The organism is Paenibacillus sp. JT22N1 (genome assembly GCF_059692155.1).
On sequence record NZ_JCAUAW010000006.1, the window covers coordinates 256,873 to 276,650 of the forward strand.

At 44.0% G+C, this 19,778-nt stretch carries 26 protein-coding genes and 1 tRNA gene; all 27 read right to left on the reverse strand.

What is annotated here, in order from left to right; all coding sequences use genetic code 11:
* Positions 1-12: 12 nt before the first annotated feature.
* The gene (locus AC58UU_RS14210; protein WP_497316588.1) at positions 13-546 is read right to left on the reverse strand and encodes a hypothetical protein; all 534 of its coding nucleotides are present in this window, start codon (positions 544-546) and stop codon (positions 13-15) included.
* A 123-nt stretch (positions 547-669) separates the two neighbouring features.
* Positions 670-918, reverse strand: a complete 249-nt coding sequence (gene mtrB, locus AC58UU_RS14215) for a trp RNA-binding attenuation protein MtrB (protein WP_171643390.1) — start codon at positions 916-918, stop codon at positions 670-672.
* Positions 919-996: 78 nt separating this feature from the next.
* Positions 997-1,923 (reverse strand): phosphatase PAP2 family protein, encoded by a 927-nt coding sequence (locus AC58UU_RS14220; RefSeq protein ID WP_497316590.1) that lies wholly within the window; start codon positions 1,921-1,923, stop codon positions 997-999.
* Between the two features lie 96 nt (positions 1,924-2,019).
* Positions 2,020-2,093 (reverse strand) — tRNA-Pro (locus AC58UU_RS14225).
* Positions 2,094-2,247: 154 nt separating this feature from the next.
* Complete coding sequence (locus AC58UU_RS14230) at positions 2,248-2,520, reverse strand: HU family DNA-binding protein (protein WP_029193008.1); 273 nt, start codon at positions 2,518-2,520, stop codon at positions 2,248-2,250.
* A 246-nt stretch (positions 2,521-2,766) separates the two neighbouring features.
* Positions 2,767-4,245: a stage IV sporulation protein A gene (gene spoIVA / locus AC58UU_RS14235; protein WP_056614411.1), complete on the reverse strand. Its 1,479-nt coding sequence runs from the start codon at positions 4,243-4,245 to the stop codon at positions 2,767-2,769.
* Between the two features lie 303 nt (positions 4,246-4,548).
* Complete coding sequence (locus AC58UU_RS14240; RefSeq protein ID WP_497316592.1) at positions 4,549-5,298, reverse strand: YphF family lipoprotein; 750 nt, start codon at positions 5,296-5,298, stop codon at positions 4,549-4,551.
* A 23-nt stretch (positions 5,299-5,321) separates the two neighbouring features.
* Positions 5,322-5,669 carry a 2Fe-2S iron-sulfur cluster-binding protein gene (locus tag AC58UU_RS14245; RefSeq protein WP_497316595.1) on the reverse strand — a complete coding sequence of 116 codons (348 nt, stop codon included), beginning with the start codon at positions 5,667-5,669 and terminating at the stop codon, positions 5,322-5,324.
* 31 nt (positions 5,670-5,700) lie between these two features.
* Entirely contained in the window at positions 5,701-6,297 is a 597-nt protein-coding gene (locus AC58UU_RS14250) for a nucleotidyltransferase family protein (RefSeq protein WP_497316597.1), read from the reverse strand.
* A gap of 18 nt (positions 6,298-6,315) precedes the next feature.
* On the reverse strand, positions 6,316-6,609 hold the full coding sequence (locus tag AC58UU_RS14255; protein WP_171692374.1) for a 2Fe-2S iron-sulfur cluster-binding protein: 294 nt from the start codon (positions 6,607-6,609) through the stop codon (positions 6,316-6,318).
* A 21-nt stretch (positions 6,610-6,630) separates the two neighbouring features.
* A complete protein-coding gene (locus AC58UU_RS14260; protein WP_047674167.1) occupies positions 6,631-6,810 on the reverse strand; it encodes a DUF2768 family protein in 180 nt (59 codons plus the stop codon).
* A gap of 103 nt (positions 6,811-6,913) precedes the next feature.
* Entirely contained in the window at positions 6,914-7,195 is a 282-nt protein-coding gene (locus AC58UU_RS14265; RefSeq protein WP_497316600.1) for a stage VI sporulation protein F, read from the reverse strand.
* Between the two features lie 76 nt (positions 7,196-7,271).
* Positions 7,272-8,315 (reverse strand): NAD(P)H-dependent glycerol-3-phosphate dehydrogenase, encoded by a 1,044-nt coding sequence (locus AC58UU_RS14270; RefSeq protein ID WP_497316602.1) that lies wholly within the window; start codon positions 8,313-8,315, stop codon positions 7,272-7,274.
* A gap of 88 nt (positions 8,316-8,403) precedes the next feature.
* Positions 8,404-9,006, reverse strand: coding sequence for a glycerol-3-phosphate 1-O-acyltransferase PlsY (plsY, locus tag AC58UU_RS14275; RefSeq protein ID WP_497316604.1), 603 nt, complete (start codon positions 9,004-9,006; stop codon positions 8,404-8,406).
* 13 nt (positions 9,007-9,019) lie between these two features.
* Positions 9,020-10,345 carry a ribosome biogenesis GTPase Der gene (der, locus tag AC58UU_RS14280; protein WP_171643397.1) on the reverse strand — a complete coding sequence of 442 codons (1,326 nt, stop codon included), beginning with the start codon at positions 10,343-10,345 and terminating at the stop codon, positions 9,020-9,022.
* A gap of 131 nt (positions 10,346-10,476) precedes the next feature.
* Positions 10,477-10,656: a capping complex subunit for YIEGIA gene (locus AC58UU_RS14285; protein ID WP_171643398.1), complete on the reverse strand. Its 180-nt coding sequence runs from the start codon at positions 10,654-10,656 to the stop codon at positions 10,477-10,479.
* Between the two features lie 6 nt (positions 10,657-10,662).
* Positions 10,663-11,568, reverse strand: a complete 906-nt coding sequence (locus AC58UU_RS14290; protein ID WP_497316605.1) for a YIEGIA family protein — start codon at positions 11,566-11,568, stop codon at positions 10,663-10,665.
* Complete coding sequence (locus tag AC58UU_RS14295) at positions 11,568-12,092, reverse strand: YphA family membrane protein (RefSeq protein WP_497316607.1); 525 nt, start codon at positions 12,090-12,092, stop codon at positions 11,568-11,570. The genes AC58UU_RS14290 and AC58UU_RS14295 overlap by 1 nt, the downstream gene beginning before the upstream one ends.
* Before the next feature lie 231 nt (positions 12,093-12,323).
* Positions 12,324-13,382: a type 2 isopentenyl-diphosphate Delta-isomerase gene (gene fni / locus AC58UU_RS14300; protein WP_497316609.1), complete on the reverse strand. Its 1,059-nt coding sequence runs from the start codon at positions 13,380-13,382 to the stop codon at positions 12,324-12,326.
* 29 nt (positions 13,383-13,411) lie between these two features.
* Positions 13,412-14,716 (reverse strand): 30S ribosomal protein S1, encoded by a 1,305-nt coding sequence (rpsA, locus tag AC58UU_RS14305; RefSeq protein ID WP_497316611.1) that lies wholly within the window; start codon positions 14,714-14,716, stop codon positions 13,412-13,414.
* A 151-nt stretch (positions 14,717-14,867) separates the two neighbouring features.
* Positions 14,868-15,449: a lysophospholipid acyltransferase family protein gene (locus tag AC58UU_RS14310; protein WP_497316613.1), complete on the reverse strand. Its 582-nt coding sequence runs from the start codon at positions 15,447-15,449 to the stop codon at positions 14,868-14,870.
* A 1-nt stretch (position 15,450) separates the two neighbouring features.
* Positions 15,451-16,134, reverse strand: coding sequence for a (d)CMP kinase (gene cmk, locus AC58UU_RS14315; protein ID WP_497316615.1), 684 nt, complete (start codon positions 16,132-16,134; stop codon positions 15,451-15,453).
* Between the two features lie 139 nt (positions 16,135-16,273).
* A complete protein-coding gene (locus AC58UU_RS14320) occupies positions 16,274-16,498 on the reverse strand; it encodes a hypothetical protein (protein WP_171692384.1) in 225 nt (74 codons plus the stop codon).
* 115 nt (positions 16,499-16,613) lie between these two features.
* Positions 16,614-17,276: a flagellar brake protein gene (locus tag AC58UU_RS14325; RefSeq protein ID WP_497316617.1), complete on the reverse strand. Its 663-nt coding sequence runs from the start codon at positions 17,274-17,276 to the stop codon at positions 16,614-16,616.
* A gap of 94 nt (positions 17,277-17,370) precedes the next feature.
* The gene (gene ypeB, locus AC58UU_RS14330) at positions 17,371-18,744 is read right to left on the reverse strand and encodes a germination protein YpeB (RefSeq protein WP_497316619.1); all 1,374 of its coding nucleotides are present in this window, start codon (positions 18,742-18,744) and stop codon (positions 17,371-17,373) included.
* Positions 18,745-18,853: 109 nt separating this feature from the next.
* Complete coding sequence (locus AC58UU_RS14335; protein WP_162257309.1) at positions 18,854-19,009, reverse strand: hypothetical protein; 156 nt, start codon at positions 19,007-19,009, stop codon at positions 18,854-18,856.
* Between the two features lie 69 nt (positions 19,010-19,078).
* A complete protein-coding gene (gene prsW / locus AC58UU_RS14340) occupies positions 19,079-19,774 on the reverse strand; it encodes a glutamic-type intramembrane protease PrsW (protein ID WP_497316832.1) in 696 nt (231 codons plus the stop codon).
* Positions 19,775-19,778: the final 4 nt, after the last annotated feature.

Sequence of the window (19,778 nt, forward strand, 5' to 3'; positions counted from 1 at the left end):
AAGCACATTTAATTATAAGGGATATCTTTGCTGCCATTTAGAAGTGTATGTGATTCGAAAACGGTTTTGTAATTGCTGCTCAAGTTGAATTAGGCTGAGCTCATTCGCATTCTTCTCCATATCCTTCCCATTTTCACGCTGTGCAACCATCGCCAGCACAAGCTGTGTAGAAGTTGAATCTTTAACACCCGAATAATCAATGACACGAACCCATATTTGATTTACATTTTTCGTTTTCGTGATCATCGTTTGTGCGATTGTATACAAATCTCGATAGACGGCTGCAGAATCCGCGTTTTTCGGTAAGCTCAAATCAAGCGACATGCGGGAGTTGCTCAGCTCGACTTTGCGAATCCGCAGCTGAAGTGGAACTTGCACCAGTAAATCTACCATATTAATATCTGTGAGCTCCCCTGCGCGATTGCTTGACCAATTATAAGGCGAGCCTAACCCCGTGGATCGATCCATCTTTGGAAGTAAAGATAAACAAACGACCATAATAATAGATAGACCTAACGTCATCACAATACGCATCGACCACTTCATCGAACAAGCACCTCCTACACTTTGCAAGCACAAAACGAATTGACTAAGCTTTCGATAATTCCAAGCCCTATACACCATTCTACAAATAAAAAAAGCAGGCTATGCCTGCTTTAACAATTATAATTATTCTTCTGTGTCAATCGTACCGTACTTGGTCATAATAAGCGCCTTGCCTCTAACCTTTACTGCGGAGGTATGCTCTGTGAACTGAGCAATCATGACTTCGCCCTTGTCCAGCTTTTCTGTATGATGAAAGCGAGTATCTTGACCACGAGTTAGACCGATAACATGTACCCCATTATCCTTGGCTTTAACAACGAAATATTCATTGCCGTTCGTATTCGGATTATTTGATTTATTCGATTGTTCCATTTCCATCCTCCGTTCTTGCCCTAAACTACAATCCTATACTTCATCATGCCAAAAAAAGCATCGGGAAGTCAACCAGCCTCAAATTGTTAGTTCATTGGATGCTGTTTTCGTTCCTTTTTGGTAAAATTTCTTAAAGGTGGTTGGCAGCATGTTTTTGGATCCTAAGCGAATGAGAAAATCAGATAGCTTGACTGTGCCATAAGCAAATAGCATACCAGCGAATACATCAATCAGCCAATGAATTTGTAAGTACAGGGTTGAGAAAATGATTGCCGCGCAGTATGTGACCATCATCGTTTTGAATATACGGTCCTTTTCTCGCAGGGCGAGAAGAAGCATAGCAAAAGAGATAGATGTATGCATACTAGGGAAACAGTTCATTGTAGCGACAAGTAAAGAATTTTCATCCGCAAAAACTCGGTGTAATAAATCAGGCTGTTTATTCACATACCAGACTTCACGTAACAAAATTAAATTGTAGAAGGGCAAAATAAGTGGGAATTGCAGCATGTGACCCGATAATGCATAAGAAAGCATCTTTTTGATACTGCGTGTCCAGAAGCTCCGCACAATGCAGATCCACAAAGATAAAACAAAGCCGTAATTATAAATCCAAACCATCGCTTTATCTAGAAAAGGAGATGCAATCCATCTCGCCCATCCGCCCGTATTCAACGGAATTGCGTTCATATAATCATCCCAATGCCACGGATGTCTGTTATTTTCAAACATCCAATTTGCGACTCTCCACCAGAAACCATTTCCCGTCCCGTAGAAGTAATAAAATACGCCAAGTAATGGAATACCAAATAGGAAGAATCGTTTCCAATCCACGTCAACCTGGTCTTTGCGGACACCTAACAAACATATTAACAACAGGATCCAACATTCCTTACTCCAGTTCCCGACCGTACCGATGCGCCAAACCAAGTAAATAGAAGCGATAATGCCAAACATCGTCCAATCTTGCGATTTCACGAGCGCGTTCAGTTTCAACTTATACAAGACCGTTCCCCCTAAATCTTCTAAGAAGTTCTATCTGTTTTGGAACAAGCCTCTTCATGAGAAAAAGACATCGGACTTTCGATGTCTTTTTCATAATCGGAGTAACACGATTCGAACGTGCGACCTCACCCACCCCAAGGGTGCGCGCTACCAGGCTGCGCCATACCCCGTTTGTAGCTTAGGTTTACTTATTCACTTTTGTAATTATAGTAGGAGATTTTGGAATTGTAAAGGCATTTTCTATTAGCAATAAATAAAGCCGCGACAGCTATTAGCGGTCACGGCTTTGTTGTTATATAACGTTCAATAGTATGTAAAACGCGATTATTGAATGCCATCTTTAAGTGCTTTACCAGGTTTGAAAGCTGGAATTTTGCTTGCTGGAATTTCGATCTCATCACCAGTCTGTGGATTACGTCCTTTACGAGCAGAACGTTCACGAACTTCAAAGTTACCGAATCCAACTAGTTGTACTTTATCTCCGCCTTGCAGCGCTTCGGAAATTGCATCAAAAACAGCATCAACTGCTTTAGTTGCATCTTTCTTGGAAAGCTCAGAGGTTTCAGCAACCTTGTTAATCAATTCAGATTTATTCATGCCATTCACCTCCCCCCAAGATTTCTCACTTCCGTTACTTCCTGTTTTCACCGTTTCTTCAGAAAATATACATTATCCAATGAAAAATCGTTGATTTTCTTAGTAAAAATGAACTTCGAAAGCAGACGAATAAATTTATAGTAATACACTCCGACAGCAATTTCAAGTATCGCTTTCCAATTTATGTGGGTATTTGGGCTATTAAACGACAAAAAACACTCTTTTGAGTGTTTTTTGTCTACATATTTACAAAATTATTGCAATTAAACCGCCAGATCCTTCGTTAATAATTCGGCCAAGCGTCTCTTGAAGTTTATAACGAGCATTGTCCGGCATCTGGGCAAGTTTCCCTTGTATCCCCTCACGAACGATCGAATGAAGCGATCTTCCGAATATATCGGACTCCCAAATTTTAAGCGGATTATCTTCGAAATCCTGCATGAGATAGCGGACAAGTTCTTCACTTTGCTTCTCCGTACCGATAATCGGTGAGAATTCCGACTCTACATCCACACGAATCATATGAATAGACGGCGCTGTAGCCCTTAAACGGACACCGAACCTAGATCCTTGACGGATTAACTCTGGCTCATCCAAAGCCATCTCAGCGAGCGTCGGAGGCGCTATGCCGTAGCCTGTCGTTTTCACCATTTCGAGCGCCTCGGCGAATTGATCATATTCTCGTTTCGCATGCGTGAAATCCTGCATTAACTGAAGCAGATGATCTTTGCCGCGAATTTCTACCCCGACAACTTCGACCAGAATGCGGTCATATAACTCATCGGGCGCAAACAGGTCTATCTCCGCTACACCTTGCCCCATATTAAGTCCAGCCAAAGCGGCTTTATCAATGAACTCATATTCGGCGAATTGACTGACGACTCGATCAACGTCGCGCAAACGTCTAATATCTTGAACCGTATCACGTACGGAAGCTTCGAATTGAGTCCGCAGCCAATGATTCTCGTCCAGAACCATCACCCAGCTTGGTAAGTTCACGTTCACTTCATGAACAGGGAACTCGTAGAGCACTTCACGCAGCACAGAAACCATTTCTTCTTCGCCTGCGCTCGCTACACTCATCGTCACAACAGGGACGTCGTAGCGGCTTTGCAGCTCGCTTCGCAGCTCAAGTGCAGGTTCACTATTCGGTTTCTGTGAATTAATGATGACAATGAAAGGTTTGCCTACTTCTTTCAGCTCATTAATGACTCTTTCCTCTGCCAACACGTACGAAGACCTCGGAATATCAGAAATCGTACCATCGGTAGTTACAACAACACCGAGTGTCGAATGTTCCTGAATGACCTTACGTGTTCCAATTTCAGCTGCTTCCTGGAATGGAATCGGTTCATCGAACCAAGGTGTATTGATCATCCGCGGTCCGTTCTCGTCTTCATAGCCTTTGGCGCCATCGACTGCGTAACCTACACAATCAACAAGGCGAACATTCACATTCAGCCCTTCGGCCACCGAAATTTGGACCGCCGTATTCGGTACGAATTTCGGCTCCGTTGTCATAATCGTGCGGCCAGCAGCGCTCTGCGGGAGTTCATCGGTAGCCCGGATCCTATCCGCTTCACTTTGAATGTTAGGAAGCACTACAGATTCCACAAAACGCTTAATAAAGGTTGATTTTCCTGTCCGGACCGCTCCGACAACCCCCAGGTAAATGTCCCCTCCCGTTCGTTCTGCAATGTCCTTAAAGATATCCACTTTCTCCAAGAGAATCCCTCCTACAGTTTGGTCGTCAACTGACTCTTGTGACGGTAACAATTGACTACTCGTACATTCATTTGGACTAGTAAGAAATATATGTACTTTCGATAGAAATATGATAGATGCGTATAATCTTTTTTTACCGCTCATATTTTATGAAGCACATACGGCTTTCCTTATAGAACCATATTTAGGGGACCTTGACGCTAGATCAAAGTCTCACCACATTGAAAAAATATATGATTGACTTGTATGGGTTATTCTGAAAATTCGAAAAAACCTCTTACAGATTTCTGTAAGAGGTTTCGTCTATTGTTTATTCTGTGGCATAGGCTGATTATTTTGCCATAAATACGGGTAGCTGCGTATAGGTACGAAATACGATTTATTCACGAGAATATCTCGCAAATCCTGATCGGACTTTAAAGAGCTTTCTAACGAATTGCTTTGGATAAGCTGCATAATGTCCATCGCATAATCAATCGCTACATCACCCGTTTGCTTATTCACCAAATAGGATATGAAATTTTTACGATTGTAAACGGACTTGATCTCGGGAGATTTCATGCCAAGCTTATCAAAATCAACATAGTCAAAAGATTCATTAATAGCAATGCCCGAAGGCAGGTTACCATCATGCTTCACCTTATAATCATTGATCTTCTTCTGGACATCCTCCACACTTTGATAAGCAGATAAATCCATCAACTTAACCAATGGCTTTGTTTCCACATCGACCAACACGTAGATAAAAATGCCGCCGCTTTCGAACGCGTTTGCCGGAACTGTACTCAACAGATTGGTTTTTTTCAATTTGCCAAAATCGATCACGTATTTCTCATAGAGGGGCGTTGTCATATCACTATTCTTGATCGGAAGAACGCCGTTCTTTTCGTGGTAGAGATCAATGGCCTGCTGAACTACGGTAATGAACTCCGCCGGGTTAATTTGATTCTCTTTACGCATTTCCTTAGGGTACGCACAACCACTGAGCAGCAGGACTATACAAAGAGTGATACCTACCCATCTACCATGTAAAAGGTTTCGAGCTATTTTCACGACACAATCATCCTATCTTTTTTCTAAAATAAATCGTCTTCCTCCGCCTGCCTCGCAAGTTGAGCACGTATGGCGGCCTTAAGAGGATCTTCTGGCACCGTTACCTGTACGGAGCCAATCACACGGGCCTGACAAGCAAGTCTATAGCCCTCGTCAGCCTGGGTGCCTAGCTTTAACCGTTCATTCACATTCATAGGTGCAAGACCACTAGTATCACTAACCTTCACCTTACACATAAGGCAAGCCGCCTTGGCTCCGCAGCGGGTACGGATGTGAACCTTAGCTTTACGCCCTGCATCGAGCAAGGTCGTTCCAGTTCGAACACTTATTTTTTTGTCATCGGGCCAAAAATGTACTTCTGATCCATTCATCTTGTCCACCTTCTGATAGGCTATCTTCCTGCTATTTGCTTGAATCTATCAAACGTTCCAGCTTCTGCTCAAACTCGCTTCCCCAGCGGTTTCTTTGCATTAAATCGCTTAGCGCCTGCATATGCAGCTCTGGAAAAGCTTTCATGGTTTTCGCAATAGCCTCATACCGATCAGGACGATTACGAAGTAAATTAAAGAGGAGCTCATGGGCTAACGGCATCAATCTAACTTCCTGTTCGTCGATCGTGACCGAATGGCTATGATTTTCCCAAAGATACTTAGCTTCCACCTGGTATGAAGAATGCAGGGCATTAACCCTGAAATCACCAACGACTTCCACAGCATTTCCATCGATCAGATAATGACTTAGGATTGAAGCATAAATGGGGGTTTCACTATAAATCGGTGCATCCACCGAATAATCTACTAAGGAAGTATGTACAGCAGTTACATCGTTGTCATCTACATAGATGTCCAGATCTCTTGGACTTCTTCCAATATCTACGTTTTGTAAAAGCAGTCCGCAGCTTCCACCGATGAGCCATCGTACGTCTGGAACTTGCAATAATTGTGTATGGATGGTTGTAATCGTTGGTAGTAACGGCTCCAGCAGGACCAAGATGCCCACACCTTTCAGGCAGAAATTTTAGAAATAAGGCTTATGTGTAACGGAAATATTTCCGGATTGCTTCACTACACACTGGCAAGCTAACCGATAGCCCTGCTCGATCTCCTCAGGCTCCAAACGGCTCTCTTCTTCATCCGAAGGCAATGACAGCAGTTCCCGGCCTGATGCTACATAACAACGGCATCTAGCGCAAGTACCTCGTGTACACGAAAATCCCCAATCCAAATCTTCTTTGAGCGCGTGGTCCAGAATCGTTAATCCAGTAACCGGCTCTATCGTTTTCTGCGTTTTGCGTGTTTTTAATTCTAACATCGATATCTCGCCTCCAGGTTGCTAAAACAAAGATAGCAGCATGTAAAGTAAAATCGGAATAAATAGGAAAAAAGCAATCACGGATAACACAACACGAAGAACTCCTGTGGTTCGAGTCCTTGCGTAAGAAATTAATAATGACGCGACTACCATGAGTCCGATCGCCACGAATGATGCCCACATTTTGTCTAAACTTGACATAATCTTAACTCCTTATGTATGAAACATTCAAATTGATCACCAGTAAGTATAGCATAGGATGAGAAAAAAAGCATAAAGGGGAACGATCTCCCCTTCATGCTTTTTATTTCTTACCCATCATCATGTTCATTAATTGCTGCATATTGTTGGTATCCAGTTTACTGCTTTTGACCGCTTGAATGATATCATTGACAGTCTCTTCAGATACCTTCACGTTTACTAAACCAGAAACTTGTTTGATGAGTTGGCGAAGTTGAGCTTCACTTTGCAGGGTAGAAGGTTTCACACCACTGGCTAGCCTCTCAATATCTTTTGAAGTAACGGATTTACCCGTTTTCTTTTTCACCACATTTAATACGTCTTTCGAGATATCCTTATTCGACAAATGTGCCGCCTCCCTATACCTTGGATGACTGGATCTTCTAAGGTATAGTATGAATGCGGAAAGGATGTGGTGTAGGCTACTTTAACACATTTGTTGCTGAGCCACTGGCAACCTCTTCAATCTCATGGGTTCTGACGCGCCCCATCAGATCTTGTGCAGCTAGCTGAGGCGACTTCCCATCGAAGAGAACGTTGTATAGCTCATCTGTAATCGGCATGGTTACGTCAAATCTCCGGGACAACTCATAGGCCGCTTTCGTTGTCTTCACGCCTTCTACGACCATCCCCATCTCTTCAAGAACCTCGCCCAGGGGGATACCATTAGCTAATTTATTGCCAGCACGCCAATTCCTGCTATGCTGACTCGTACAAGTCACGATCAGATCACCAATCCCTGCTAAGCCGGAAAATGTTAGCGGATTGGCTCCCATTGCCGTGCCTAGACGAGCAATCTCTGCCAAACCTCTCGTCATTAGAGCAGCCTTTGCATTATCACCAAAGCCTAGACCATCGGTCAGACCTGCGCCTAGCGCAATAATATTCTTAAGCGCCCCTCCAACCTCAACACCGGCAACATCCGGATTCGTATAGACGCGAAAGTAGGAATTAATGAGCAAATCCTGTGCAGCTTCAGCCGCTTCCAGGTCCTGGGCAGCGACTACAACAGTCGTCGGACATTTACGAATAACTTCCTCGGCATGACTTGGTCCGGAAAGTACAACGAGGCGCTTGGGATCTATTTCTGGAAGTTCATCAGTAAGAACCTCAGTCATACGCTTTAGTGTTCCCGTTTCAAAGCCTTTGGTCGCATGAACCACTAAAGTATCCTTCTTCAAAAAAGGGCGCATCCGTGACGCTACTTCACGCATGCCAGATGAAGGTACGACCATAATGATCGCATCTGCATCCTCTACTGCTTCCTGCAGCGAGTTTGTCGCTACGATTAGCGGTGATAGCTCCACATCTTGAAGAAAGCGGCTGTTCCGATGCTTCTCATTTATTTCTTTAACCTGATCCTCATTACGAGACCATAAAAGCACTTGTTTCCCATTATCCGCCAGTACCGAGGCAAGTGCCGTCCCCCAACTTCCAGCTACTAGGACCGATACTTTGTTTGACAAGGTTACTCCTCCTAAAAGTTTTGCTTTAGCAAAACTGGCTTCGTAAGCATTACTGAGTTTTCGTAGAAAACTTGCATCGCAAGATTAACTAAGCCCTTTTCTGACCCAGCTTGTTCTCTTTACCTTGAATAAGCTTCACAATATTCGTGCGATGACGCATAAAGGCAAATGCGCACAGCAAAATGCTAATCCACAAAATTGGCAAAGGTCGGTCCATCCCCCAAATTAGAAAAGGTAAAAGTGCAGTTAGAATAAGGGAACCGAGCGATACGAATCTAGTGACCACAATGATGACGATAGCTGTTAAACCAGCAATTAACGTTGGAATGAAGCAAAGCGTGGCCATAACACCGATGGTGGTTGCGATACCTTTACCACCTCGAAAGCCGAAGTAAACGGGCCAATTATGCCCGACGATGGCTGCTAGCCCACATAATACACGAATCCAGATGTCATCGGGTCCGGGAGCTGCCCATGTTCCAATCCACACAGCAGCAACTCCCTTCAAGGCATCAAGCAAGAGAACTAAGATGGCAGGTCCCTTACCCAGAACACGGAGCGTATTTGTCGCTCCCGCATTGCCACTCCCATGTTTGCGGATATCAATGCCTTTGAACCATTTTCCGAATAAATAACTAAAGCTTATGGAGCCTAATAAATAACCCGCTACAATTGTTATTATCGAAAGCAATGCACAACATCTCCTATTCTTTGTCCGATGATTTCCTACGGCTTAAGATACGAATCGGGGTTCCTTCAAATCCGAAGGCAGCACGAATCTTGTTATCCAAGTACCGTTCATATGAAAAGTGCATGAGCTCAGGCTCATTCACGAAGAGCACAAAGACAGGAGGCTTAACAGCAACTTGCGTTACATAGTTAATACGCAGGCGTTTACCTTTATCCGTAGGAGGCGGATTGTAGGCTACAGCATCCGAAACAACATCATTGAGAAGATGCGTTTGTACACGAAGAGCATGGTTCTCAGCAACTTGAACAATGACAGGCAATAGCTTGTGCAAGCGCTGCGTCGTTTTGGCTGAAACAAACACAATTGGAGCGTAGCTTAGGAACAAGAAATGATCTCGAATGGTTTGTGTAAAATGCTGCATCGTTTTATCATCTTTATCGACGATATCCCATTTATTTACGACAATCACTATCGCTTTTCCTGCTTCATGCGCATAACCGGCAATATGCTTGTCCTGATCGATAATGCCCTCTTGACCGTCGATAACGACGAGCACAACATCAGCACGTTCAATCGCTTTCATCGCACGCATGACGCTATATTTTTCCGTGTTCTCGTAGACTTTACCTCGCTTACGCATTCCAGCCGTATCAATAATAACAAACTTTTGGCCATCCCGTTCAAATGGGGTATCGATCGCATCGCGTGTCGTTCCTGCCACGTCACTTACGATGACCCTTTCTTCTCCAAGAATGGCATTCGTCATTGAAGATTTCCCGACATTCGGGCGACCGATCAACGCAAATTTCACAACTTCCTCGCCGTATTCATCATCTTTTTTGTCAGGGAAAAGTGTACAAACGGCTTCAAGCAAATCTCCGATTCCGATACCGTGAGAGCCTGAGATTCCGATTGGATCACCGAACCCAAGAGAGTAAAATTCATAAATATCATCTTGACGCGCAAGGTTATCTACTTTGTTAACAGCAAGTACGATCGGCTTTTTGGAGCGGAATAGCAATTGGGCAACTTCTTCATCCGAAGGTGTTACGCCCGCTTTGGCATCCACCATAAAAACAATCACATCTGCCTCTTCAATAGCAAGCTCCGCTTGAATACGAACAGATTTGAGGATCGCATCCTCCCCATCAATTTCAATTCCGCCTGTATCAATGACACTGAATGACGTATTGAGCCATTCTCCTACGCCATATAATCGATCACGTGTAACCCCCGGTTTATCTTCTACAATCGCAAGACGATCGCCTACGATCCGATTGAAAATGGTGGACTTGCCGACATTTGGTCGGCCAACAATTGCAAGTACAGGTCTAGCCACTACTCATTCACTCCTTCGAATTCCATGATCAGCCATGGAAAAATACGCAACTTACATCATAACAAAAAAGACACGACTTGGCTAATCTCATTTGAGACTCCGCAAGATATAATGCGGGCACACCAGCTATTTCAGGTATGCTTGACCAAAATCATCGTGCCATTTTTCAAATCGTGAGCATTAGCATCCAATATCTTTTCTAGAGAGAAAGAGACCTTTTGAAGCTCATCTTCCTTATCCACAACGAAGATTGGAGCACCTCCGCCTATTCGTTCCTTCGTCAAGGTTACAATAGCAAGGATTTGCGACATCCTGATTTAGGCCTCCTTCTTTTTGTTAACACCCGCTTCAGACGGCATACGAACAGCACTTTCCAACACGGGCACCCGATGAAGAGCAATATACGTTTTCTCTACATCTTTCTCCTGCAGGAGAAGCAGTATGGCTAATGTGCCAGTATTCATATCCAGCTTAGCCATCGGACGCAATGAAGGCTCTCCTTCATCTCGGTAAGCACCAAACAGGGTTGAAATATCATGAAGAATAGCTTGTCTTTGGCCTAGATGAGCTAACGTTACGCGGGCATTGCGATTTTTGGGTTTAATTAAGAATCCTAGCCCGTGTTCAAGTATTTTGTCACGGGTGTCTGTGAGTCCAACGTTCATGATATAAACCGAGCCGACGAACAGATCCGGTCCATCCATACGAATATCGACAGGTTCGATCTCTGCAATTTTCGCTAGTTTGTTACCTGATTTAAAATAGTTAGCAATCCAAATGGATACAATCCCTGCAACGATCCCCCAATACCATGCAAACAAGATACTGAATAAAGAAGCAAGAAATGCAGAGAAAATAACAAGATAATTTCTCCCCTCGAACACCATTGCTATCCCTTCAATATATGCCGCTCCTCTTGGAACTAACTCTAACTCATCAACTTTGGATAGACTCTGTCTTTCCATATTGCGTACATCGCGAAACTGTTGAGCGGCTAACGATAAGAAGGTGACCGCCGTATAATTTTTGTCCAGCAAAGCAGGGACAGCCACGGCTCCTAGTCCTGCTGCGATGACACCTAGGGAAATATGAATAATCTTACCATGAGGATAGGTCGGATATTGCCTGTAGTCCGTTCTTAGCATATTCAGACGTGCCAGAATGCCAAAAATAACCCCGACGACGATACCTATCGTATAACGGTGCGAATAGAACCAATCCATTACTTCTTCCAGCCTCCTCTTCGGTCCATCCAGCTGCGAATGATACTTCGGCAGCCGTTATAAGCGGATTGAAGGATGATGGTCATCGTTCTTGCCGCAAAAACAGATAGCCACCATTGGTCTTGAAAAGTCGCCTTACCGACATGATGGTAGCCATCTACTGGATGAATTCCCGCCTGATACATATCTCCTAGTAAGTAGCCAATAGATAGTGCTGCGATCTGCTCCCATGCGCTGCGCTGTAAAACGAGAGCTACAACGGCAAGCAATAAGGCCGTATCCCATTCCGAGTTACGAACGATAAGTATGGGGTCCATCTCAAGCAGCTGCTGCAACAAGAAATGAAGGGAACCTAATAATAGGCCGATGGAAAGTAAATGAAGCTTATGTATGAATCCTTTTGTCTTATAGAGAATACCCAGACTGATGAGCAGAACACAGATATAAACGAGCCCCACTTGAACATGCTGGATTGTTACGGTAAATCTTGAAAAAACAATCCATGAGACAAAAAAAAGAAGCATGCCCTTGTGCGATATACTTCTGATGTACAGTTCTTTCCATCCGCTGGCGAATAAGATCAACGTGATACAAAGGAGAATTAGAGACAAATAACCGGAGTTCATAATTGGACCACCCTACCATACATAGGCGATCAGGTGACACACGCCACCGACCTGCCTGCGGATCTTCAGGCTTCCACTCCAACTTGACGAGGGAAGCACCGCTTGATCTATAGTATGGCAATATTTCAATTATTTACTCCGACTGGCTCTTTCTGCATATGAAGTTAAGTTAATACCTCTTGCCCGGCACCACTCTGCCGTTTCACCCATAATGACAACTGGACAATTTCCCAATGCCTGAATCGTATTAGCGCCTAGCGCTGTCATAATAAGAATAAGCCCTTGATGAAGCTCATCAGCAAAATGGTGGAGCGCATCGACTCCCTCGCTGCGCAAAACCCTCAAGAATGCGCCAGCCATACCAACCGCTGAAGCACCAAGGGTTAGAGCTTTAGCCGCTTCCAAAGCGTTCGTAATACCTCCAGAAGCAATAACTCCGCCTCGAGGATAAACCGAAAGTGCCTCTAACAAAGCGATGCTCGTTGGAGTACCCCAATCGTTCAACCATTCCAAAGCCGCTGGACGTCTGGCATTCTCAATGGCGGCGAAATTCGTGCCGCCCGAGCCGCCGACATCCAAAAAGCGGACACCGATGTTCTGCAATTGTTTGGCGTTATCCTTTAGGATGCCAAAGCCAACTTCCTTCACGATGACAGGTACCTGTACATGCCGCACAATAGCTTCAATACGGCTGAGCATGCCCACAAAGCTGCGATCCCCTTCCGGCATAATGAGCTCCTGCATGACATTCAAATGAATTTGAAGCGCATTCGCTTCAATCATATCAACGGCACGGACCGCTTGCTCGGTGGTCGCCTCGCTGCCCAAATTCGCGAACACGATCCCTTTGGGATTTTCGCGGCGAACAACTTGATAACTCGAAGCAACCTCACTGTTTTTAATTGCTGACATCTGGGAACCAACGGCCATAGCCATGCCCTTGTCCCTTGCCAAGATGGCCAAATCGCGATTAATACTTTCCGTCTCCTGAGCGCCGCCAGTCATTGCATTAATTAAAATCGGCGAACTCATAATGAGATCGCCGATTTCTGTAGTTAATGTTATATGATCCGTCGAAGTCTCAGGAAGACAGTTATGCACAAGCTTGATATCAGACAGCCCTTGCTGCCGTGATTGGCCAAGCTCCAGCGCGTAATGGACATGCTCCATTTTGCGTGAAATGCGCATTCTCATGGTCCCCCTAAGCGTCGTATCATTTACTTTTTGAATTTGGAAAGTTTATCGCCAAAACGCTCGCCAAGTGTCATGGACAGACCTTGATTGCTCAAGGACACGTTCTCATTACCAGCAATCTCTTTTTGGTGACTTGCGCTGTTTCCGCGGTCACGATCGCCTCTTGGTTGTCTTTCTCTGTCTGGTTTAGAAGCAGACGGAGCCGCTGCACCAGCCGGAGCTTCTGGAGCTTCTTCTGTATCTTTAATGCTTAAGCTAACGCGTTTCTCAGCCGTATTGATTTCCAAGATTTTCACTTGAACTTCTTGGCCTTCTTTCAATACTTCATGCGGAGTACCGATGTGACGATAAGCAATTTGGGAAATATGCACAAGACCTTCAACACCAGGAGCCACTTCAACGAATGCGCCGAAGGCTGCAAGACGTTTCACTGTACCTGTTACGATATCGCCTGCTTTGAATTCACGATCCACATTGGACCAAGGACCTTCTTGCGTTGCTTTGATGCTCAAGCTGATTTTATCATTGGAAGGATCAAGCTTAAGGATTTGCACCTTCACTTTATCGCCTTCTTTGACTACATCAGAAGCTTGTTCTACATGGTGCCAAGCTAGCTCGGAGATGTGTACAAGTCCGTCGATACCGCCGATATCAATAAACGCACCGAATTGTGTCAAGCGTTGAACAGTACCTTCCAGTACTTGACCCACTTGAAGACCTTCGATGATTTTCTTTTTGTTAGCTTCGAATTCTTCATCTAGAACATCTTTTTGAGACAGGATCACTTTGTTTTTCTCGCGATCGATTTCTTTCACACGAAGACGCAATGTGCGGCCTTTGTAAGAGGAGAAATCTTCAACGAATTGACGCTCAACCATGGAAGCAGGTACGAAACCACGTACGCCGATATCCACAACAAGTCCGCCTTTTACAACTTCAGCTACAGTAGCTTCAATGATTTCTTTGCTATCCAGCTGACCTTGTAGTGACTCCCATACTTTGCTGTTGTCAACAACACGTTTGGAAAGAACCAATGTTTCTTTCGCATCATTAATTGAAACAACTTTCAATTCAACTTCTTGTCCAAGCAATGTTGCTTCAGCATCGGAAGAAAGCTCACGAACTGGGATAATACCATCGTATTTGTAACCGATATCCACGAATGCTTGATCTGCGTCTACCTTAACGATTTTACCTTTAACGGTAGCGCCTTTCTTCAGCACAGCAACGTTATTAAGAGCGTGCTCAGCTTCTGCTTGCGATACGGCTGTTTCTTGTGTTTCTTGTACTTCTTGCGTTTGATCTTCAACTTTTACTTCATCTGACATGGGATTACCCTCCTCTAATTACAACCAACAATAAATAATTTATAAGTCACAAAGCAGTATTATAAGCTTCTACTCTGTTTCAAACAAAACAATAACTTCCATTCGCTTTAAAGATAGTATAATTCCAAGCTTTCGATTCCATACATTCTTGTTAACCTTTGCTATAAGCAGTATGTAATCGGCGAATTTCTTTCATAATAGCTTCCGTTGCCTGCTCCAAATCTTCGGAGCTTGCACCTGCATATGGACTTAGGTCAAGCGGTTTTCCATACACAATCGTCATGCGGCGGAATAAGGAATAATTGCCTATAATAGCCACAGGAACTACGGTAGCTTCAGATTTCAGTGCAAGACTGGCTGCGCCCTTCTTGCCCATCCCCCCGGCGTTGTTGCGTGATCCTTCTGGGAAAACACCCAACATGTTACCATCGCGAAGCAATTGTACCGCAAGTCGGATCGATTCTCTGCTAACGCCACCGCGTTTCACAGGGAAAGCACCGACTCTAGAAATGATGGAGCCCAACACAGGGATATCAAACAGCTCGGCTTTCGCCATGAAATGAACCATACGTTTAAGCGGAGTTCCTAACAATGGAGGATCCAACAAGCTGGTATGATTCCCGCACAGCACAACCGCACCATGTGTAGGGACATTCTCCATACCTAAGGCCCGCATACGGAAAAACAAGGTAAATATAAAACGAAATATGGCCCTGCCGATGCGATAAAGCATCTTATTTGCCACCTCCGACTTTGTCTTTGCAAAGCCCAAGGATTTCGTCCACAACTTCCTCGATGGTCATTGAAGTACTGTCCATTAAAACAGCATCATGAGCTCTTCTAAGCGGTGAAATCTCTCTATCCTGATCCAGTTGATCGCGACGAGCGATGTCCTGTTCGAGTTCAGAGAGCGTTAGGGTGCAAGTCCCGCTGTTTTGCATCTCTTTGAATCGACGCTCTGCTCTTTCCTTTACGCTAGCTGTCAGAAAAACTTTGATTTCAGCATCTGGCATAACATGAGTACCGATGTCGCGGCCATCCATGACTACGCCTTTGGATATAGCCATTTGCTTCTGAAGTGTAACCAGGAGCTGGCGTATAGCTCCGTAGCTAGCGATTTGGGAGACATGATCCGTTATGGCAGTCGTACGGATTTCTTTGGTCACATCGATGCCATCTACGATAACCTGTTGTCCTTCTTCGCGAGGAATGAGCTCAATCTGCATGCGATTCGCCAAGGCAGCCACTTCTTGTTCTTGATCAGGTAGCAGCCCTTCTTGCTGTACTTTCCAGGTTACTGCCCGATACATGGCTCCTGTATCCACGTAAACGAAACCAAGTGCCCCAGCAACTAGCCGCGCAATGGTACTTTTACCGGCTCCAGCAGGACCATCTATGGCAATATTGAACTTTTCCAAGCTGCTGTTCCTCCTAACAATACCTCACAGTACCTTACGAACAAAAAAGCAGGCACTGCCTGCTAATTAATTGAAATTATAGCACATTAAATAGGCATATGCAAAACATGGACGTATATTGGATTGCATCTAGATGTGCCTAAGAGCGCTCTCCCTTCCCATTTTGAGGCCATACATAGGGCTTTCCCTCAAGTGGTTCAACACGGGTAAAATGCTTACGAATGTAGGGAATTTGAAGCATCGCTTGAACACAAATAAGTAAAACGAAAAATACGAGCGTTGTCCGAATGATCACCTTTTCTACCTTCGCAGAAAAGAGGATAAACAGTTGCTCGTATGACTTTTGCTCCTGATCCCTTGACATGAGATGCCCCACCTGCTCATATTGACATATTGCTTGGTAGTATGCCCATGCAGGTGAAATCTCATGCTTACAAGCGGAGAGACTTTTGACTACGTCAAAAGGTCCCTATATTATATTATCTTTTACGGAAATCCATTTGTCGCTCGAAGCAAAAGCGAATTAATTTCTGACGTTCACGATCGGCTATATCAATAAATCTAATCATTGCCAATTGCTTGCCAGTCTCGAGCTGTTTAACGCGGACAACCTCACCAGTAAACGGAATATGCTCAATATTGCCATTCTTGAAGGGTGCAAGTACCCAACATGAAATATTGGCATTCATTCCGATTGGGATGTGTCCGTCACAGATAAATGAAATCCCGCCACCGCCGACATCTTCTGTCACACCAATAAATTGAATTTGATCTGACAATTTAACGGCAATTTCAAGTTCGGCCAGAACCCTTAGAAAACTTCTGCGTTGAACTTGCGTAATGGCTTCAGGCTCTGGTTTACGCAGTTCCACTAAGCGAATCACATCTTCTCTGAAACCTGTAACCGAAGTTGTGAAATAATGCTTTACGCCACCTTGACCTAAATAGAATGTGCTTAATTCATCACCTTGATAAAGCTTCTTGAGTCGGCCTGTTTTCTCATTCAGCGGGATCTCCACGGCAATCACGCTATCTGTTACGTCAGCTATTCGCGACTTGTACTCAATTTTGGATTCTTCATCGTCGATGCTATTCACTTGCATATGTAATATCTGGTTGACTTTAGGAAGCAATTTCTGCACCTCCGAGACGTAATATGTCTTAATTATACCAATGACCTATTAATTATGATAGCAAAAAAAAGAAGCTAGGATTGAACCTGCTTCTTCTCAATGATTATTTCTTTGCCTCAGCTGCTGCTTCTGCCTGTTCGGGGCGAATGGTCTCAATTTTCTCTTCCATCCCGTTCTCACTATTCATATAAACACGATAAAGATTGTTATTCATCTTCCCGATAAATTCATGGCAAAGCACTTCTTCGTCTAATTCATTTTTGATAATCGCCAAAGACTCGCCAGTCACTTCCATTTTCGGGCTAAGCTGCTTACGTGCTTCGGCTGCAGTCATTTTAGGCTGACCAACCGTTCGCTGTTTTTGACCAAATATATAGTCCGTTGCCTGCACGCCAGTAACTTCAAGAGTGTCCAAAGCTACTTTAACACTAACCTGTTGAGGATAAATCGTAACATCCTTTTCTCGCTTAGCGAAAATAATGTTAGCGATATTTTGATATTGATCATAGCTAACAGCGCTCATATCTTTATATTCATGTTGATCTAAGAACTCATTAGCAATATCTCGCGCATGTCTAAGATCAAACTTGGATTCTTTTACGGTTCGCGGTTTCATAAAATAAATGAGATGGCCGCCTTTTTTTGTAAAATCCATCTGAATATCATTTTCACTGCCATCACCGCCTGGAACTACAACACTAAAGCTTTGAAATTCTGGCGCATTGCCGCCATTCTCAACTACTTTCATATTGGTTGTATCATTTACTCCCAGAAACTGCGCTGCTTTTTGTTTAATTTGATCAGCCGTCATATCATTCCCTGACAAAGCGCTAACATCATTTCTTGAAAAAATACTTAAATTTCCAGGCCCCCAGTTTAGTTCCTCATAGGCTCCAACTTTTTTGTCAACGGTTGAAAAGCCATCAATAATCGCATTATCATGGGGTTCATTTTTAGAAGCTAGGGCGACCTCGACGTCCATCCATCGCAAATTTTTGGACAAAACCTTCTCCTGAACACCGCGTATTTCCTTTGTTATCTCGGAGGAATGATCGTAAAGCGCGTTCAACGTTTTTATTTCTTGCTCATTTAGAGGCTGCTTCGTCATGTCACGTACGGACATTCGATAAGAGAAATTAGCCATATTAGCTAAGAAATCTTCCGTTTTATTAAATGGCAGCAGCGTTAGCGGGAGCTGTGTAATATCGCTTTGCGCTTGGCTCGTTAGCCGCCACACATTCACCAGTCCCTTTCGGTAAGAAGGCTCCGAAGTTGCGTTAACAGCCAACGTATTACCAAGCTCTGTATGAAGCTTATCCACATGGAAAGAAAGATCATGGAACGCACGTTGATATTGATTCTCTGCTTTGATCAAAATCGTATTCTTCTCCTGGTGTTCCAAGTATCCCCACACTGAAGCACCAATCAAGGCAATCAAGAGGAATGGAAACATGATGATACTTAATCTTTTATACACGCGACTGCTCCTTTCGTACCCAAACTTGCGCTTAGTTTTTACGTGAGGAGACAGGTTTATACAAGATTGACAACAAAAAGAGGCCAATTCTTAAAGGAACGGCCTCACGCTAATCTTCAGTCTCTACTTCAAAGTCTTGCTCATTGCTACAAATGCACTGACGGAATCCCGTTTCAATTTTTCCTTTTTCTTTCTTGCCCTTCAGCACAAACTTTTCGCCGCATAACCGGCAGCGGATCTTTACTTTGACTCTTGTCGTGGACATGTACACCCTCCCGGTAGTTCCGGGCTTACAGCCAGGAATCGCCATCTATACTGTCCATTATGACCTATTTTAGCTCACTTTAATCTCCTCATCTGCTCTCGCGATGCGTAGTGGGGAATGAGCATTGGCACGGTCAACCCGCCAAATCGTGCGTATCCAGAGAAAAGACATGACTGGAATCATGATCCAAACCCAGTTCGTTTTGAAAATAAGCAAAATATAATCAAACAATCCATGCCACAAAATAGGCAGCAGCAAGGATATCCATAGATACCTCTGCGCTTTGTGTGGAATGAATTTAGCCTTACCCAAATAGTAACCCATCATGACACCGAACAAAGCATGTGCTGAAACAGGCAGCAGAGCGCGGATCATCAATGCAGAGAAAGACGACGCATTAAGGAAAGCATAGATGATATTTTCCAGAGTCGCATAACCTAAGCTTACGGCCACTGCATACACAATTCCGTCATATGGTTCATCAAAGGCTTCATGCCTAAAGATTAAATGATAGAGGATGAACCATTTCAGAAACTCTTCAACGCCACCAGATAGGAAAAAGGCTGAGAGAAACGTACCCTTTCCAAACTCTTCAATCAACGCATTCTGCAGTACCATCGTAGGGTATACAAGCAGAACACCGAACAAGAACATTCGGATAACTAAATGAATCGGTTCCGTTTCGTATCGGTCCTTCAAATAAAAGTACGTTAGCAATGAGAGACCTGGTGCTATGGCTGCCATAATAATTGGCAGAATTTGCAAATGC

Excerpts from the sequence above, each read along its gene's own strand:
- AC58UU_RS14210 (WP_497316588.1), bottom strand. The coding sequence starts at position 546 with ATGAAGTGGTCGATGCGTATTGTGATGACGTTAGGTCTATCTATTATT.
- mtrB (WP_171643390.1), bottom strand. The coding sequence starts at position 918 with ATGGAACAATCGAATAAATCAAATAATCCGAATACGAACGGCAATGAA.
- AC58UU_RS14230 (WP_029193008.1), bottom strand. The coding sequence starts at position 2,520 with ATGAATAAATCTGAATTGATTAACAAGGTTGCTGAAACCTCTGAGCTT.
- AC58UU_RS14245 (WP_497316595.1), bottom strand. The coding sequence starts at position 5,669 with ATGAATGGATCAGAAGTACATTTTTGGCCCGATGACAAAAAAATAAGT.
- AC58UU_RS14255 (WP_171692374.1), bottom strand. The coding sequence starts at position 6,609 with ATGTTAGAATTAAAAACACGCAAAACGCAGAAAACGATAGAGCCGGTT.
- AC58UU_RS14260 (WP_047674167.1), bottom strand. The coding sequence starts at position 6,810 with ATGTCAAGTTTAGACAAAATGTGGGCATCATTCGTGGCGATCGGACTC.
- AC58UU_RS14285 (WP_171643398.1), bottom strand. The coding sequence starts at position 10,656 with ATGTCGCAAATCCTTGCTATTGTAACCTTGACGAAGGAACGAATAGGC.
- AC58UU_RS14290 (WP_497316605.1), bottom strand. The coding sequence starts at position 11,568 with ATGGATTGGTTCTATTCGCACCGTTATACGATAGGTATCGTCGTCGGG.
- AC58UU_RS14295 (WP_497316607.1), bottom strand. The coding sequence starts at position 12,092 with ATGCTTCTTTTTTTTGTCTCATGGATTGTTTTTTCAAGATTTACCGTA.
- fni (WP_497316609.1), bottom strand. The coding sequence starts at position 13,382 with ATGCGCATTTCACGCAAAATGGAGCATGTCCATTACGCGCTGGAGCTT.
- rpsA (WP_497316611.1), bottom strand. The coding sequence starts at position 14,716 with ATGTCAGATGAAGTAAAAGTTGAAGATCAAACGCAAGAAGTACAAGAA.
- AC58UU_RS14310 (WP_497316613.1), bottom strand. The coding sequence starts at position 15,449 with ATGCTTTATCGCATCGGCAGGGCCATATTTCGTTTTATATTTACCTTG.
- AC58UU_RS14320 (WP_171692384.1), bottom strand. The coding sequence starts at position 16,498 with ATGTCAAGGGATCAGGAGCAAAAGTCATACGAGCAACTGTTTATCCTC.
- AC58UU_RS14335 (WP_162257309.1), bottom strand. The coding sequence starts at position 19,009 with ATGTCCACGACAAGAGTCAAAGTAAAGATCCGCTGCCGGTTATGCGGC.